Consider the following 14,692-nt stretch of genomic DNA (forward strand, 5'->3'; position numbering starts at 1 on the left):
ACACCATCCACCCTTCACGTTCTGAGGACCCATCCATGACTGACATGCTCCACTCGGTCGAGAGTTCCGCCGCGACACCCGCGAAGAAGTCGTTCACGTCACGCGCCTGGGCGCGCTTCGCCCACTTCCGTCGCACGCGTCCGTTCTGGGGCGCGATCCTGCTCGCTTGGGGCGCCTACATGATCGGCAACCCCGTCTTCGGCAGCAGCTTCGCCGCCTATGCCAACGTCGGCGTCCGCAGCATCGTCCCGGTGCTCATCACCATCGGCCTCCTGGCGGCTGCCGGCGTCGCCATGTTCCTACCGTCGCAGCGCCACTTCCCCGCGATCATGGCCACGGCACTGGCCGTTGCGGCACTGCCGCTGGCCAACCTCGGGGGGCTGATCATCGGCACCGTCGTGTCGATCATCGGTGCCGGCATGGTCTTCGCCTGGGCGCCGTTCTCACCGAAGCAACTCGCCAAGTTTGCGGATCGGGACGCGCGCAAGGCACAGCGCAAGGCGGTCAAGGCCGCGTTGCGCGACGGAGGTCAGCGACGCGCAGTCGCCTGATCGCCACCGGAGCCTGACGGGGGGTCAGGCTCCACATTCGAGGGAGCACCACCATGAAGAGCACCAGAGGCGCCGCCAAGCGACGCTCGACGCAACGCGGTTCACTCGCCACCGGCCTGCGCGACCTTCTGATCGGCCGCGCCGGCGACAAGGCGGCTGAGATCAGCGATCTCGTCGCCGAGCGCCACCAGACGATGCTCGACCTCTCGGTCGTCGGGCGCCGCGGCACGCGCAAGCGTGCCCTGCTTCCGGTCGTCGCCGGACTCCTCGGTCTGGCAGGCATGTTCACTGCGGTGAGCCAGAACGTCCTCGCGGTGAACTTCACCACGGGCAACAACAAGTTCCGGCTCTACTCCAACTACCTCGACGCCCAGTCCGCGGCCGGTTTCCTGACCAGTGCCACACGCCAGGACGGCACGGGTGCGGGGGTCGCCGAACTGGGCATCAAGTCCGCCCGACTTGCGGGCCTGTGCGCGATCGCCAAGGACAACATCCTCGGCGGGCTGGCCCTCAAGATCACTGCCGGCGACACCATCCCGGCGACGTACAGCGGGACGTCGGTCCCCGACGGCGTCGCGACCCGTGCCATTGACGCCGACGGCTCCGACGCAGGCACCGCGGTCGGTGACAGCCCCGATGAGAAGGCCGGCGCGCTGACAGGCACGTCTCTGACCAACGCCATCACCGCTACCAACCTCTACATCAATGCCGACGCCCTCAGCGGCTACGGCAACCTGATCAGCGGCCTCAATCTCGGCCAGAGCGCCGACACGGTCGAGGCCAGTGCCGGAGTCGACATCAGCCAGACTCCGACAGCCGGCAACTTCGGCCTCTACGCCCAACAGCTCAACGTCGCCGGACTCAACGGCGACACGTACGGGCTCAACCTCGCCGGCGCAATCACGCTGCCGAAGCTGAAGCTCTCGGTGGTCGGTCTGCCGTGGGGGCTCGGATCGACCGACGGTATCTCCCAGTCCGCGTGCGGTTAGCCATGGCCGCTCACCACTTCGAGATCCCGCGCTCACTCAACGACGCTCGGCTGTCCTTCCGCGCCTTCCGTCGCACCCGGCCGTTCTGGGGCGGGCTGTGGACCATCCTCGCGGGCGTCTGGATCATCAGGGCGATGAGCTTCTCCATCGGGCTCGCCCTCACGGGCGGCTGGTCGTATTCGGCCGGCTACATCATGGGCGGCGGCCTCGTCCTGTTCGGGCTCGTCGCCTGGGTGACGCCCTCCCACAGAGGTCTCGCCGGCATCGCCGCCTTCCTGATCGCCCTCGGCGCCTTTCCCGCGGCCAACCTCGGCGGCTACCTCGTCGGCTCGGTGGCAGGCATCATCGGCTCGTCAATGATCTGGGCCTGGGGCGAGAAGAGGCTGCGGAGTCCGAAAAGTGCAGCGACGGGCCACCACCAGGGCGCGCGGAGGGCTGGGTGAAGGACCGCACCTCCCGTCGCCGCGCCTCAACCTTCCGCGAGCGCGTGCGGGACCGATACCGCCGGCGACGCGATGAGCTCCTTGCCGCCGAGGAGACTCGACACGGAAGCCGGCGGCGCGGGCTCATCATGGCCGTCGGCGGACTCCTCGGCCTGGCGAGCATGTATCAACTGGTCTCCGCCAACGTGCTGGCCGTCAACTTCACCACGATGAACTCGTCGTTCCAGCTCTACACGAACTACCTCCAGGGCGAAGAGGTCGCGGCCTACCTCAACTCGACCTCCCGTCAGGACGGCGTGAACTACCCCGTCGCCGAGTTGGGCGTCAAGAAGGCCTCGCTCGCCGGCCTGTGCATGATCTCGACCGAGACGCTGCCGGGGTCTCTCGGGGCCTACTCGGTGGTGATCACCTCCGGTGACGCCGTGCCCGCGACGACGACCTTCCAGAACGGCGTCGCGCTGACGGACCCGAACTACTACCTGCCGACGGGTTGGACGGCCGGCACAGACGTGTGGAGCACCGCCGGCTCGGACGCCGACCAGTACATCGGGGCGCTCAAGGGGACCCGGAAGACCAATGCTGTGACCGCCACCGACCTCTACCTGACGGCCAGCGCCATCCAAGGAACCGGCTATCGCGTCAACGGTCTCTACCTCGGCGAACGCGCCCAGGACGTCGGGCCCAACGCCGGGGTGACCTGGCCTTCAGGCCTTGGAGCTCCCTCGCCTGCCGATGCGACCCCGGGCGGGTTCGGCCTCCGGGTCGACCACCTCAACCTGGCCGGCGGCATGCTGTACACCTACGGCAGCCCCATGATCCCGGGGACGCCGGCGGTCCCCGAGCAGCTGGCCGTGCCTGCGCACGACGAGACCGGAGTCAGCGACGGGCCACCCGCCATCGTGGGGCTGACAGTAGACGCGCCCGGCTCCGCATACGCCAACACCGCCAGCGACAACACCTACAAGAATCAAGTCGGCCGGATCGTCGACGGCGACCTCAACACCTACTGGATGGTGAGCACCAACAACGGCGTGACGGTCTCGAAGACCGCGACCGTGACCTACCAGCTGTCGCAGAAGTGGCAGGTGACGTCCTACCAGATCGGGACGGGGCCGACCGCCAACACCCAACCCAAGACGTGGACCCTCAAGGGTTCCAACGACGGCACGACCTGGACGCCGATCGACACGGTGGCGGCCTCGTACCCGTCGACCTCAGAGTGGAACAGCTACACCGTCGACTCCCCCGGCTACTACAAGTACTACCAGTTGGCGATCACCGACAACGCGGGCGCCGCGGGCCTGCAGCTCTCCGACTGGAAGCTCAATGGCATCGGCGTGATCGGCTCCTCGAGCGCCAACCCAGCTCAGTCCGCCTCCTATGTCGCAAGCAACGGCGAGAACTATCGGATGCTGATGGACGGGAACGGCGGGACCAAGTTCTACAACGACTACGGAAGCACGAGCGGCTCCGGCGTCTCGTACATGAACCCCAACTTCCAGGTCGTCTATGTGCTGAACGACCCGGCGAAGGTGACCTCCTACACCCTGCGGAGCGGCGCGGACTCAGCGAGCTACAAGAACCGCAACCCGCGCAACTGGACGCTCGAGGGCACGAACGCGACCGACAGCAGCGGTCAGCCGACCGGTTGGATTTCGCTGGACACCCGGACGGTGACAGACGGCCAGGACGACGCCGGGTTCAGCGGCAACAACTCGATAGTCACGAGGAGCCTCTCCAGTCCGGCGTCATACAAGTACTACCGGCTGACCGTCACCCGGATTCGAACGCCGTACGCGTCGACCACACTCCTCGGATCCACCGAGAACAGCGACGCATCACTCAGCGCGTTCAGCAACACCAAGAACTATCGCCTCCAAATCGCCGACTGGATGCTCAACACGGGCACGACGACGGTGACCGTGCCCGGGACTCCATATGTCCCGGGGGTCCCGGCCGGCCCCGACACCCCTGCCATTCCAGCGGGTGCCGCTGGGTACGGGCTCCAACTCAAGGGGAGCATCGTCCTTCCCAAGTTGAAGATCCGGGTGGTGCCCGGCGCCAAGACGCAGAGCTACTGCCCGACGGCGGCCGGATGATGAGCAGCACGACGACCTCGAACATCCCCACCCGGGCTCGAGCGATCCTCCGTGAGGCCCGCTTGGTCTTCCGTGCCTGGCGGCGCACGCGTCCGTTCTGGGGAGGACTCCTGACGATGCTGGCGGGGGTGTGGATCATCCGGGCGATGCGCTTCTCGATCGGGATCGCCCTGACCAGCAATTGGCCCTACATCGCCGGGTTCCTGGTGGGAGGGGGACTCGTTCTCTTCGGACTCGTCGCGTGGTTCGCTCCGATCTACCGCGGCCTGCTGGGCCTGCTCTGCCTGGCGCTGTCGCTACTCGCCTTCCCGATGGCCAACCTCGGGGGATATCTGATCGGAAGCGTCGTCGGCATCTTCGGATCGTCGATGATCTGGTCGTGGGGCGAGAAGCGGCCCCGAGGCATGCGTCGCAGTTCGGAGGAGCGGTGACCCTCACTCCGACGCGATCTCCGCGGCTACAGCGAGCCTGCGTCTTCGCGGCGGTTGCGGCGCTCGCCATCGCCTGCCTTCTGACCACCGGCCTTGACGGCCGTCCCGGCCGGGCTGACGCCGCGCTTCCCGACGCGCCGTTCTCGTGCGGATCGAGCGACCAGAACCGCCAGTCGGTGAGTCAGTGGAACGGCTCCATCAGCAGCAGCCCCACGTGGGTCGGGACGGCGATGAAGCCCTGCCTGTCCGGCACGGCACTCACGCTGACGATCCCGGCGAAGGACAACTCGGCCACCATCTCCAGCGTGCAGCGGCTGACGGGGGCTCAGAACATCAAGATTGCCGACGGGACAACGATCCCGAACGTCTATCAGTTGGGTTTCAAGGGCTTCACCATCAACTCCACCGCCTCCAACGTCACGTTGAAGACCACCGCCGGCACGGTGGGCAGCTACGAGTTGAAACTGGCGCCCGATGCGGGCGCGGTCTTCGGCGGCGGCGACGTCGTCACTGACCTCTTGGTCGACGGAGACAGCACCATCGTCATCAACGACATGCCGGTCTCCTTCCTCGGGACGTGCGGCATGTTGGGCGGGTCTGGCAGCAGCACATGCACGGTGCAGGTGAAGAACATCAGCCAAGATCTGGTGAGCTTGGCCAACGCGATCGGCATCTCGTCGTTCAGCATCCGCCAGATGGACCTGAAGATCTACTACATCGTCACCCACAACACCTCCGGTGGAGACCCGAGCGGCGCCGCATTCCAGTTTCCGAACACGCTCATCACGGCGAAGGACAGCAGCTGATGGCGCGCTACGCACGGGCCGCGGCCGAGCCCATTCGTTACGGCATCCGTTGGGGGCGTGCCGGAGCAGTGGCGGGCGTGAGCCTCGGGTTGCTCGGATCGATGACGGCGCTGGTGACCACCAACGCCCTCGCCGCCTACGTCACGGTCAGCTCCCAGTCGAAACCGTCGGAGTTCAACACCTCGAAGCTCACGGGGCAGGACGTCGCCTTCGGCATGGTGCAGTCGGACGTGAACGGCACCATCAAGCCGGTGCTCCGTGCTGGATTCGCCTCCGCAACACTCGATGGCTTCTGCGTCTCCAAGACCGAGAATGTCCTCGGTCTTTTCGACGTGACCTTGAAGGTGACCTCGGGCAACGGGGCGGCGGGGGACGACATCGTCGCCAGCAACGCTTCCTTCGACCTGACTGAACTCCGAGGCACGACCATCAATCTCGAAGGCAAGGATCAGGTAGGGCAGGCCACCGCCGACATGACCACCACCAAGACCGGCGGCACCTTCGACACGAATCCGCTGGGCGCTCCCACCGGTGGTTACGGCGCCGGATGGGTCGGCATCGACGCCTCGAAGGGCACCCTGAGCGGGCTGAAAGGCAAGCTCTACTCGGTGGAGATCCAGGGCGACATCACTCTGCCCAACCTGAGCATCGGAGTCACCGGTGCTTCCGGCTTCGCGTGCAACACAGTCGCCGGCACGACGAATTGAGCGGTTCGACTACTGCCGGCGCCAGACGACGATCGACTGACCCACCTCGGGAGGCCGGACCGCGGGGACACGGCTGACCACGGCAGCGGCGGGGCGTCCGGCGGTCGCGAGGCGAAGCGCCTCACGGGTCGCCTCGAGTTCGGAGGCGAGCTCGGCGTTGCGGGCGGCGAGGGCGTCGACCCGGTTCGACAGATCGAGGATCCGGCGTACGCCCTCGATACCGATGCCCTCAGACGTGAGGGACGCGATCAACCGCAGGAGGTCGATGTCATGCGAGGAGTAGCGGCGGCCACCGCCGCCGGTGCGGCCGGGGGTGATCAGGCCGAGGCGCTCGTAGGTGCGCAGGGTCTGCGGGTGCAGGCCGGTGAGCTCGGCCGCGACCGAGATGACGTAGACCGCCGCGTCAGGCGCGGGGCCCGGACCCAGTGGCGACGTGCTCATGCCGAGGCCGCCTCACTCGCGGCAGTGTCGAACAACCCTTCGCGCAGCGGCTTTCCGCCGGTGGCGGCACGGTAGGCCTCAAGAGCCTCACGAGCCTCCGGCGAGAGCACGGCGGGGACCTGCACCTCGACCGTGGCGAGCAGGTCGCCCGAGGTTCCGTCGGCCTTCTTCACGCCACGGCCACGCACGCGGAACGTGCGGCCGTTGGGCGTTCCGGCAGGGACCTTGAGCGTGACGGGAGACCCGCCGAGGGTGGGGATCCGGACCTCGGAGCCCAGCGCCGCCTCGTCGAAGGAGACGGGCACGTCGATCGTCAGGTTGTCGCCCGAGCGGGAGAAGACGCGGTGCGGCGTCACCTTCACCACGACGAAGAGGTCACCGTTGGGGCCGCCGGCCTCGCCGACCGCACCCTTGCCACGCAGGCGGATTCGCTGGCCGTCCTTCACCCCGGCCGGGATCTTCGCGCTGATCGTGCGGCCCGAGAGCCCGCGACCGCTGCCGTGGCAGGTCGGGCAGGCCTCGTCGTAGACCACCTGACGGCCGCCGCAGGCAGGACACGTCTCGGAGACCTGGAAGCCGCCGAGGTCCTGGATGACCGAGCCCTGACCGCCGCAGACGTTGCAGACATGGGGTTTAGTGCCCGGCTTGCCACCGGTGCCGTTGCAGTCGGGGCACGGAGCGTCGGAGGTGAGGCGGAGCTGGATCGTCACACCCTCGAGCGCGTCGACGAAGCCGACCGTCGCGGTCGTCTCGATGTCGGCGCCCTTCTGCGGACGAACCCGCCGCTGCGAACGGCCTCCGCCGAAGAGGTCACCGAACATGTCGGCGAAGCCTCCCCCGCCGGCGCCGCCCTGCTGGGCCGTCGCCTGTGCGAAGAGGTCGTCGAAGTTGTAACCGCCAGCACCGGCCCCGCCGGTGTTGCCGTACGTCGACCGGCCACCGAAGCCGGCCCCGCCGAATCCGCCAGGGAATCCGCCACCGGCGTAGAGCGAGCGGACCTCGTCGTACTTCTTCCGCTTCTCCGGGTCACCGATGACGTCGTAGGCCTCGGCGACCTTCTTGAACTTCTCGTGCTTGGCGGTGTCGCCCGGGTTGGAGTCGGGGTGGTTGGCGCGCGCCAGCTTGCGGTAGGCCTTCTTGATGTCGTCGGCCGTCGCGGTCTTCGCGACGCCGAGCTCGGCATAGAAGTCCTTGTTCACCCAGTCCGACCGGATGCCGTCGTTGTCGGCCACGCGTCCTCCTTCCTCTCCCCGAGATCCGGGTTCTTGCCCTTCGAGATCCGGGTTCCAGCCCTCGTGTCCGGACCAAAGTCCGGATCTCGGAGGGCAAGAACCCGGATCTCGGGTTTATTCGGGATCGACCACCAGCACCTGAGCCGCGCGAACCACGCGGTCTCCGATGCGGTAGCCGGCCTTGGCGAGCACCTTCACCGTGGTCTCACTGACCTCGGGGTCGGTGCCCAGATGCGAGAGCGCCTCGTGCACCTGCGGGTCGAATGCGTCGCCGGGCTCACCGAACTTCGACAGGCCGAGGCCGGAGACGATCCGCTCGAGCTGGTCGGCCACGGCCTTGAAGCCGCCGTCCAGCTCGCCGTGCTCCTTCGCCCGGTCGATGGTGTCGAGCACCTCGACGATGGGCGCGAGGACCTTGTACGTCGCGTTCTCGGCGACCAGCTCGCGGTCGCGGTCGACACGTCGCTTGTAGTTGACGTACTCGGCCTGCAGGCGCTGCAGGTCGGTGGTCAGCTCCGAGATCCGGTCATCGACCGACGGCTCGGCAGCGACGTCGCCGGCCTCGGCCGGAGCGTCCGCCTCGGGTGCCTCCCCGAAGGAGACGACCTCGGGGGCCGCCTCCTCAGGGGTCTCCGGCTCACGGTCGGGCAGCGGCTCATCGGTCACTTGGACTCGTCCTCGTCGACGATCTCGGCCTCGACCACGTCGTCGTCAGCCTCACCGGTCGCGCCGGTGGAACCACCGGCGGCGGCCGACTCGGCCTCGGCGGCGGCGTACATCGCGGCGCCCATCTTCTGCGAGGACTCACCGAGCTTGGTGATGGCGGCCTGGAGGGTTTCGTTGGAGGCCTCCTCGTCGGCGAGCGTGGTCTTGAGCGACTCGAGGTCGGCCTTGACCTCGTCCTTGACGTCGGCCGGGATCTTCTCGTCGTTGTCGGCGAGGAACTTCTCGGTCGTGTAGACGAGGGAGTCGGCCTGGTTGCGGACCTCGACGGCCTCGCGACGCTTGGCGTCCTCCTCGGCGTACTGCTCGGCCTCCTTGACCATCCGGTCGATCTCGTCCTTGGAAAGGGCCGAGCCGCCGGAGATCGTCATCGACTGCTCCTTGCCGGACGCCTGGTCCTTCGCGGAGACGTGGACGATGCCGTTGGCGTCGATGTCGAAGGTGACCTCGATCTTCGGAATGCCACGCGGCGCCGGCGGCAGACCCGTGAGCTCGAAGTTGCCGAGCGGCTGGTTCTGCGCCCAGATGGAGCGCTCGCCCTGGGCGACCTTGATCTCGACCGACGGCTGGTTGTCGTCGGCGGTCGTGAAGATCTCCGAGCGCTTCGTCGGGATCGTGGTGTTGCGCTCGATCAGCGGCGTGAAGACACCACCCTTGGTCTCGATGCCGAGGGAGAGCGGCGTGACGTCGAGGAGCAGGACGTCCTTGACCTCACCCTTGAGCACACCGGCCTGCAGCGCGGCGCCGACGGCGACGACCTCGTCCGGGTTGACGCCCTTGTTGGGCTCCTTGCCACCGAGCAGGTCCTTGACCAGGTCGGTCACGGCCGGCATACGGGTCGAGCCGCCGACGAGGACGACGTGGTCGATGTCCTTGATCGCGACGCCGCCGTCCTTGAGGACGTTCTGGAACGGGATACGGGTGCGCTCGAGCAGGTCGTGCGTGAGCTTCTGGAACTCGGCGCGGGTCAGGGTCTCCTCGAAGTGGAGCGGGCCGGACTCGCCGTGGGTGATGTAGGGCAGGTGGATCGTCGTGTTCTGGCTCGAGGAGAGCTCGATCTTCGCCTTCTCCGCGGCCTCCTGGAGGCGCTGCGCGGCGATCTTGTCCTTCGACAGGTCGACGCCGTTGGCGTCCTTGAACTTCTTGACCATCCACTCGACGATCGCGTTGTCCCAGTCGTCACCACCGAGGTGGTTGTCACCGGAGGTCGCCTTGACCTCGACGACGCCCTCACCGATCTCGAGCAGGGACACGTCGAACGTACCGCCACCGAGGTCGAAGACGAGGATGGTCTGGTCATCGCCCTTGTCGAGGCCGTAGGCCAGCGCGGCCGCGGTCGGCTCGTTGACGATGCGCGCGACGTTGAGGCCGGCGATCTCGCCCGCCTCCTTGGTCGCCTGGCGCTGGGCGTCGTTGAAGTACGCCGGCACCGTGATGACCGCGTCGGTGACCGTCTCACCGAGGTAGGCCTCGGCGTCGCGCTTCAGCTTCTGCAGGATGAAGGCGCTGATCTGCTGGGCGGTGAACTTCTTGTCGTCCGCCTCCATGGTCCAGTCGGTGCCCATGTGGCGCTTCACGGACTTGATCGTCCGGTCGACGTTGGTGACGGCCTGGCGCTTGGCCACCTCGCCGACCAGCACCTCACCGGACTTGGCGAACGCCACGACGGACGGCGTCGTACGGGCGCCCTCAGCGTTCGCGATGACGGTGGGCTCGCCACCCTCCAGAACGGCGACCACCGAGTTCGTGGTGCCGAGGTCGATACCGACCGCACGTGCCATGGTTGAAACCTCCGCAGAGTCTTGGATCTCTAGTTGAGTCCATCCGACTCAACTTCGTTCACTTACTCTAACGCAGGGTTCAACGATCTATTCCGGCGCCCCTCAGGAGGCGCAGACCGGTGTCGACCATGCTGACGCGGGGCAGCTCGTCGGTCTCTGCCAGCGGCCACCAGCGCGCCTCGTCGGTGGTGCCGTCGACCTCCGGCCTCAGCTCACCGCCGACGATCTCTGCGGAGTAGAAGACTCGGACCGCCTTGAGCGAGCGGCCGCCGTAGGCGCCCTCGCCGCGAGCACGCTCCTCCTCGGAGAAGACGTCGGTCTCGATCCCGAGTAGGCCGGTCAGCTCGACGTCGTACCCCGTCTCCTCGCGCACCTCGCGGACACAGCCCTCCTCGGGCGACTCGTGCAGCTCGACGCCCCCGCCGGGCAGGGTCCAGCGCTTGCGGGTCTCCTCGTTCCAGAGGGCGAGCAGCATCTGCTCACTCCCCTCCTCGCCCTGCACGATCACCGCGTACGCCGCCAGCCGGGTGTCGTAGTCCGTGTAGTGCGGCAGCGCCGGCTCGGGCGCGGGATCGGGAAGGCTCACAGGCGCCAGTCAATCAATCGTGACGGTGACGGAGTTGGAGGCCAGCTTGGAGTCGGTGTCGATGACGCGCCATTCCTGCTTCCCGGTGCGCCCTGTCTGGACGTACGTCGAGAAGGTGTCACCCGAGACGCTCGCGGTCACCGGGAAGTCGGTCCACTTGCCGCCCTCGCGGCGCTGCACCTGGAGCACGGCTCCCTCACCCCCGGTGTACGCGCCGCTGAGATCGATCCGCTCCATCGAGCCGACGGTGCTGGAGCCCACCTGGAGCGTGATCTGCTTGACCTCCTGGGCGGGCGTCTCGGTGGCCGGGTTCTCGCTGGCCGTGGCGCTGTCGTCGGCGAGCGGCTCCGAACTCAGGGTGATGAGCGGCCCGGTGTCGGAGGCGGTCGGCTTCGGCGTCGGCAGGTAGAGCGAGGCCCCACCTTGGCCGTCGGCTGCCTGGGCCGCCTGCTCCGTGTCGCCGCCGAGGCCGAAGACACCGGCGGCGACGAAGGCGAAGAGGCCGGCGATGAGGCCGAGCGCGACAGCAACGGTGGCCAGCGCGATGAGGCCGGCGACCACCGGGTGTCTCTCCTCCTTGCGGAGCGCGGAGAGTTGCGCAGGGAGCTTCAGGGGCACAGAACAGATCCTTCCGAGATAGCGCCAGACTAGCCACCATGGATTTCCAGGACGTCGTACGTCGTCGCCGCATGGTCCGTCGTTACACCGCTTCTCCGGTGGCCGAGACGTCGCTGACGCGCATCCTGGACAACGCCGTGCGGGCCCCTTCTGCGGGCTTCTCGCAGGGCTGGTCGTTCCTCGTCCTCTCCACGCCGGAGGACGTCTCCCGGTATTGGGAGATCTTCCGCGGCGACGCCGAGTGGGAAGCGGATGGCTGGCTGCGCGGCATGATGACCGCTCCCGTGTTGGTGATCCCGTGCTCGTCGAAGGCCGCCTACCTGTCGCGCTACGCCGAGCCGGACAAGGGCTGGACAGATCTGAGCGACGACGCCGTGCGGGAGAAGTGGCCGATGCCCTTCTGGCACATGGACACCGCCATGGCGGTGCAGAACATGCTGCTCACCGTCGTCGACGAGGGGCTGGGCGCCTGCTACTTCGGCATCCCGCCGCGGCACCTCGGTGAGGTGAGGGAGGCGTTCGGGATCCCGGACGAGTGGGACCCGATCGGCGTCGTCTCGATCGGCCACCCCGACACCGGCGGGGCGCAGGGCAGCCCCCGTCGGCGTACGAGGAAGGCGGTCGCGGAGGTCGTGCACCGCGGCCGTTGGTAGGTCCGCGGCACACTGGATCCATGGCCGAGAGCGAGGAGTGGCCCGAAGGAAGGCCCGAGCGGGGACGCCCGGTGCCGCCGTGGCAGCGACGCGAGGGCAGTGCCGCGGCCGCCGCCCGGATCCAGCAGCAACAGTCCTGGGTGGACCTGCAGATCCGTCAGGCGATCGAGCGCGGGGAGTTCGAGAACCTCAGCGGCGCGGGCAAGCCGATCGACGACCTCGGCGACGAGCACGACCCGGACTGGTGGCTCAAGCGCCTGATCGAGCGTGAACGGCTCGTCGTCCTGCCTCCGTCGCTGCAGATGCGCAAGGAGGACGCTGAGCTGGACGGCCAGCTCGACAAGCTGGCGGCCGAGAAGCTCGTGCGCGAGGCGGTCGAGGCGTTCAACTCCCGTGTCCGCTCCGCGAGGCTGCACACCGAGGGGCCGCCGTTCATCACGCAGTTGCGCGATGTGGACCGCGAGGTGGAGCGCTGGCGGGAGCGGAGGGCCGAGCGGCTCGCAGCCGCCGAGCAGCAGGTTGCCGACGCGGCACAGCCGAAACGTCGATGGTGGCAGCGGCGCCGGCGCTGAATTGGATCGTTCCGGTGTTGAATCGGTCATATTCCGCCCTCCGGAACGGCTGTTAGGTTCAAGGTTTGTGAGTCTCAAGAGCCCCAAGTCGTTCTTCGCCCCGCTGGCGGTCGGAGCCCCCGCTCCCCTGCGTGAGATCCCTGCTCGGCCCAGCCGAGCCATCCACTTCTTCGATCCCTCGAATCCGAAGATGGTCGACAAGATCCCGGCGATGGTCGGCACGGTCGACGTACTCCTCGGCAACCTGGAGGACGCCGTCAAGGCGGACAACAAGGAGGCTGCCCGCGCGGGGCTGGTGCAGATCGCGAAGGGCACCGACTTCGGTCCCACCCAGCTCTGGACCAGGATCAACTCGCTCGACTCCCCGTGGGTGCTCGACGACCTGATCACGCTGGTCACCGAGATCGGCGACAAGCTCGACGTGATCATGGTCCCGAAGGTGCAGGGCGCCGAGGACATCCACTACGTCGACCGCCTGCTCGCCCAGCTCGAGGCCCGCGCCGGGATCACCCGTCCGATCCTTATCCATGCCATCCTCGAGACCGCGCGCGGCGTGGCCGAGGTGGAGAACATCGCGCTGGCGTCGCCGCGCATGCAGGGCATCTCGCTCGGCCCGGCGGACCTCGCGGCCGACCGCAAGATGAAGACCACCCGCGTCGGCGGTGGCCACCCGGGCTACCTCGTCCGCCAGGACCCGGTCAGTGGCGACATCAACGGGGACCGCGCGATCTTCCAGCAGGACCTGTGGCACTACACGATCGCCAAGATGGTCGACGCCTGTGCCGCGGCCGGGATCTACCCCTACTACGGCCCGTTCGGTGACATCACAGACGTCGTCGCCGCCGAGGACCAGTTCCGCAACGCCTTCCTCCTGGGCTGTGTCGGAACCTGGTCGCTCCACCCCAAGCAGATCGAGATCGCCAACCGCGTCTTCTCGCCGTCTGCCGAGGACATCAAGCACGCCCGACGGGTCGTCGCGGCCATGGGCGACGGCACCGGCGCGGTCATGCTCGACGGCAAGATGGAGGACGACGCGTCCCTGAAGCAGTGCCTCGTCCTGGTGTCGCTCGCCGACGAGCTCGCCGCCATCGATCCCAAGCTCAAGGAGCTCTACGACTCCATCGAGCTCGAGGGAGAGGACGCCTGATGACCGACTCCTCGCTCTTCCGCCCCCGTCGCTCCGTCCTCTACATGCCGTCCTCCAACGAGCGGGCGCTGGAGAAGGCGAAGACGATCGCCGCCGACGGGCTCATCCTCGACCTCGAGGACGCCGTCGCCCCCGACGCCAAGAACACCGCGCGTGAGAACGCCGTCGCCGCCGTCGCGTCCGGTGAGTACGGCGCCAAGGAGCTCACCATCCGGATCAACGGCGCCGACACCGAATGGCACGCGGACGACATCCGCGCTGCTGCCGCGGTCGGTCCGGACGCCATCGTCGTCCCGAAGGTCAACAGCGCCGCTGCGGTGAAGAGCCTGGTCGCGTCACTCGAGGCCGCCGGGGCCCCGGACAAGACGAAGCTCTGGGCCATGATCGAGTCGCCGTACGCCATCCTGCATGCGGAGGAGATCCTCGGCGCCTCGGAGCGACTGACCGTCGCCGTCCTCGGCACCAACGACCTGGTCAAGGAGCTCTTCATCGACCACGTCCCCGGTCGCGAGCCGCTGCGCACGTCGCTGCAGCTCGCCGTGCTGGCCGCCCGCGCCACCGGCAAGGTCGTCCTCGACGGCGTCTACAACGACGTGAAGAACGAGGAGGGGTACGCCGCCGAGGTGCTGCAGGGCGTGCAGTACGGCTTCGACGGCAAGACCCTGATCCACCCCGCGCAGGTGCCCGGCGCGAATGAAGGCTTCGCTCCGTCGGAGGAGGCCGTCGCAGGAGCCAACGGCCTGATCGAGGCTTGGAACTCCGGCAACGGTGGCGTGGTGACCTACAACGGCAAGATGGTCGAGTCGCTCCACGTGGAGTCGGCCCGACGCACGCTGGCGATCGCCGCCGCCATCGCCCAGCTCGGCTGATCGTCGGCGTACGCCCTGAGGCAGGATGGGGGCGTCAGGGTCAG

The 14,692-nt window shown here is 67.8% G+C and carries 17 protein-coding genes; 11 read left to right on the top strand and 6 right to left on the bottom strand.

What is annotated here, in order from left to right; genetic code table 11:
• Nucleotides 1-35 precede the first annotated feature (35 nt).
• From LH076_RS14190 to LH076_RS14220, 7 genes are read left to right on the top strand one after another with little or no spacing between them, the layout of a single operon-like run.
• Complete coding sequence (locus LH076_RS14190) at nt 36-551, top strand: DUF6114 domain-containing protein (protein ID WP_227781407.1); 516 nt, start codon at nt 36-38, stop codon at nt 549-551.
• A 53-nt stretch (nt 552-604) separates the two neighbouring features.
• On the top strand, nt 605-1,540 hold the full coding sequence (locus LH076_RS14195; RefSeq protein ID WP_227781408.1) for a DUF6230 family protein: 936 nt from the start codon (nt 605-607) through the stop codon (nt 1,538-1,540).
• 2 nt (nt 1,541-1,542) lie between these two features.
• On the top strand, nt 1,543-1,983 hold the full coding sequence (locus LH076_RS14200; RefSeq protein ID WP_227781409.1) for a DUF6114 domain-containing protein: 441 nt from the start codon (nt 1,543-1,545) through the stop codon (nt 1,981-1,983).
• The gene (locus tag LH076_RS14205; protein WP_227781410.1) at nt 1,980-4,082 is read left to right on the top strand and encodes a DUF6230 family protein; all 2,103 of its coding nucleotides are present in this window, start codon (nt 1,980-1,982) and stop codon (nt 4,080-4,082) included. Before LH076_RS14200 ends, LH076_RS14205 begins: the two co-directional genes overlap by 4 nt.
• Entirely contained in the window at nt 4,082-4,513 is a 432-nt protein-coding gene (locus tag LH076_RS14210) for a DUF6114 domain-containing protein (protein ID WP_227781411.1), read from the top strand. The genes LH076_RS14205 and LH076_RS14210 overlap by 1 nt, the downstream gene beginning before the upstream one ends.
• On the top strand, nt 4,510-5,319 hold the full coding sequence (locus tag LH076_RS14215) for a hypothetical protein (RefSeq protein ID WP_227781412.1): 810 nt from the start codon (nt 4,510-4,512) through the stop codon (nt 5,317-5,319). Before LH076_RS14210 ends, LH076_RS14215 begins: the two co-directional genes overlap by 4 nt.
• Nucleotides 5,319-6,026, top strand: a complete 708-nt coding sequence (locus LH076_RS14220) for a DUF6230 family protein (RefSeq protein ID WP_227781413.1) — start codon at nt 5,319-5,321, stop codon at nt 6,024-6,026. The genes LH076_RS14215 and LH076_RS14220 overlap by 1 nt, the downstream gene beginning before the upstream one ends.
• 9 nt (nt 6,027-6,035) lie before the next feature.
• On the opposite strand, the gene LH076_RS14225 is transcribed toward LH076_RS14220, so the two are convergent.
• The 6 genes from LH076_RS14225 to LH076_RS14250 all read right to left on the bottom strand — a co-directional run bounded on the left by LH076_RS14225 (nt 6,036) and on the right by LH076_RS14250 (nt 11,407).
• Nucleotides 6,036-6,467 (bottom strand): heat shock protein transcriptional repressor HspR, encoded by a 432-nt coding sequence (locus LH076_RS14225; RefSeq protein WP_227781414.1) that lies wholly within the window; start codon nt 6,465-6,467, stop codon nt 6,036-6,038.
• Nucleotides 6,464-7,699 (bottom strand): DnaJ C-terminal domain-containing protein, encoded by a 1,236-nt coding sequence (locus tag LH076_RS14230; protein ID WP_227781415.1) that lies wholly within the window; start codon nt 7,697-7,699, stop codon nt 6,464-6,466. Before LH076_RS14230 ends, LH076_RS14225 begins: the two co-directional genes overlap by 4 nt.
• Before the next feature lie 114 nt (nt 7,700-7,813).
• Entirely contained in the window at nt 7,814-8,365 is a 552-nt protein-coding gene (grpE, locus tag LH076_RS14235) for a nucleotide exchange factor GrpE (protein WP_227781416.1), read from the bottom strand.
• Nucleotides 8,362-10,203, bottom strand: coding sequence for a molecular chaperone DnaK (gene dnaK, locus LH076_RS14240; RefSeq protein WP_227781417.1), 1,842 nt, complete (start codon nt 10,201-10,203; stop codon nt 8,362-8,364). Before dnaK ends, grpE begins: the two co-directional genes overlap by 4 nt.
• A gap of 79 nt (nt 10,204-10,282) precedes the next feature.
• Entirely contained in the window at nt 10,283-10,789 is a 507-nt protein-coding gene (locus LH076_RS14245; RefSeq protein WP_227781418.1) for an NUDIX hydrolase, read from the bottom strand.
• Nucleotides 10,790-10,798: 9 nt separating this feature from the next.
• A complete protein-coding gene (locus tag LH076_RS14250; protein ID WP_227781419.1) occupies nt 10,799-11,407 on the bottom strand; it encodes a hypothetical protein in 609 nt (202 codons plus the stop codon).
• Between the two features lie 38 nt (nt 11,408-11,445).
• On the opposite strand from LH076_RS14250, the gene LH076_RS14255 reads away from it, so the two are divergent.
• From LH076_RS14255 to LH076_RS14270, 4 genes are all read left to right on the top strand, one after another.
• Nucleotides 11,446-12,060 (top strand): nitroreductase family protein, encoded by a 615-nt coding sequence (locus LH076_RS14255; RefSeq protein WP_227781420.1) that lies wholly within the window; start codon nt 11,446-11,448, stop codon nt 12,058-12,060.
• Between the two features lie 20 nt (nt 12,061-12,080).
• Nucleotides 12,081-12,632: a DUF1992 domain-containing protein gene (locus LH076_RS14260; protein WP_227781421.1), complete on the top strand. Its 552-nt coding sequence runs from the start codon at nt 12,081-12,083 to the stop codon at nt 12,630-12,632.
• Between the two features lie 67 nt (nt 12,633-12,699).
• Nucleotides 12,700-13,779 carry an HpcH/HpaI aldolase/citrate lyase family protein gene (locus LH076_RS14265; RefSeq protein WP_227781422.1) on the top strand — a complete coding sequence of 360 codons (1,080 nt, stop codon included), beginning with the start codon at nt 12,700-12,702 and terminating at the stop codon, nt 13,777-13,779.
• On the top strand, nt 13,779-14,648 hold the full coding sequence (locus LH076_RS14270; protein WP_227781423.1) for an HpcH/HpaI aldolase/citrate lyase family protein: 870 nt from the start codon (nt 13,779-13,781) through the stop codon (nt 14,646-14,648). The genes LH076_RS14265 and LH076_RS14270 overlap by 1 nt, the downstream gene beginning before the upstream one ends.
• Nucleotides 14,649-14,692 lie beyond the last annotated feature (44 nt).

The sequence above is a fragment of the Nocardioides sp. Kera G14 genome (genome assembly GCF_020715565.1).
GTDB lineage: Bacteria > Actinomycetota > Actinomycetes > Propionibacteriales > Nocardioidaceae > Nocardioides.

Bases quoted from the DNA above. Each gene is read 5' to 3' on its own strand.
- dnaK (WP_227781417.1), bottom strand. From the start codon at position 10,203: ATGGCACGTGCGGTCGGTATCGACCTCGGCACCACGAACTCGGTGGTC.
- LH076_RS14255 (WP_227781420.1), top strand. From the start codon at position 11,446: ATGGATTTCCAGGACGTCGTACGTCGTCGCCGCATGGTCCGTCGTTAC.
- LH076_RS14200 (WP_227781409.1), top strand. From the start codon at position 1,543: ATGGCCGCTCACCACTTCGAGATCCCGCGCTCACTCAACGACGCTCGG.
- LH076_RS14270 (WP_227781423.1), top strand. From the start codon at position 13,779: ATGACCGACTCCTCGCTCTTCCGCCCCCGTCGCTCCGTCCTCTACATG.
- LH076_RS14220 (WP_227781413.1), top strand. From the start codon at position 5,319: ATGGCGCGCTACGCACGGGCCGCGGCCGAGCCCATTCGTTACGGCATC.
- LH076_RS14210 (WP_227781411.1), top strand. From the start codon at position 4,082: ATGAGCAGCACGACGACCTCGAACATCCCCACCCGGGCTCGAGCGATC.
- LH076_RS14195 (WP_227781408.1), top strand. From the start codon at position 605: ATGAAGAGCACCAGAGGCGCCGCCAAGCGACGCTCGACGCAACGCGGT.
- LH076_RS14260 (WP_227781421.1), top strand. From the start codon at position 12,081: ATGGCCGAGAGCGAGGAGTGGCCCGAAGGAAGGCCCGAGCGGGGACGC.
- LH076_RS14225 (WP_227781414.1), bottom strand. From the start codon at position 6,467: ATGAGCACGTCGCCACTGGGTCCGGGCCCCGCGCCTGACGCGGCGGTC.
- LH076_RS14190 (WP_227781407.1), top strand. From the start codon at position 36: ATGACTGACATGCTCCACTCGGTCGAGAGTTCCGCCGCGACACCCGCG.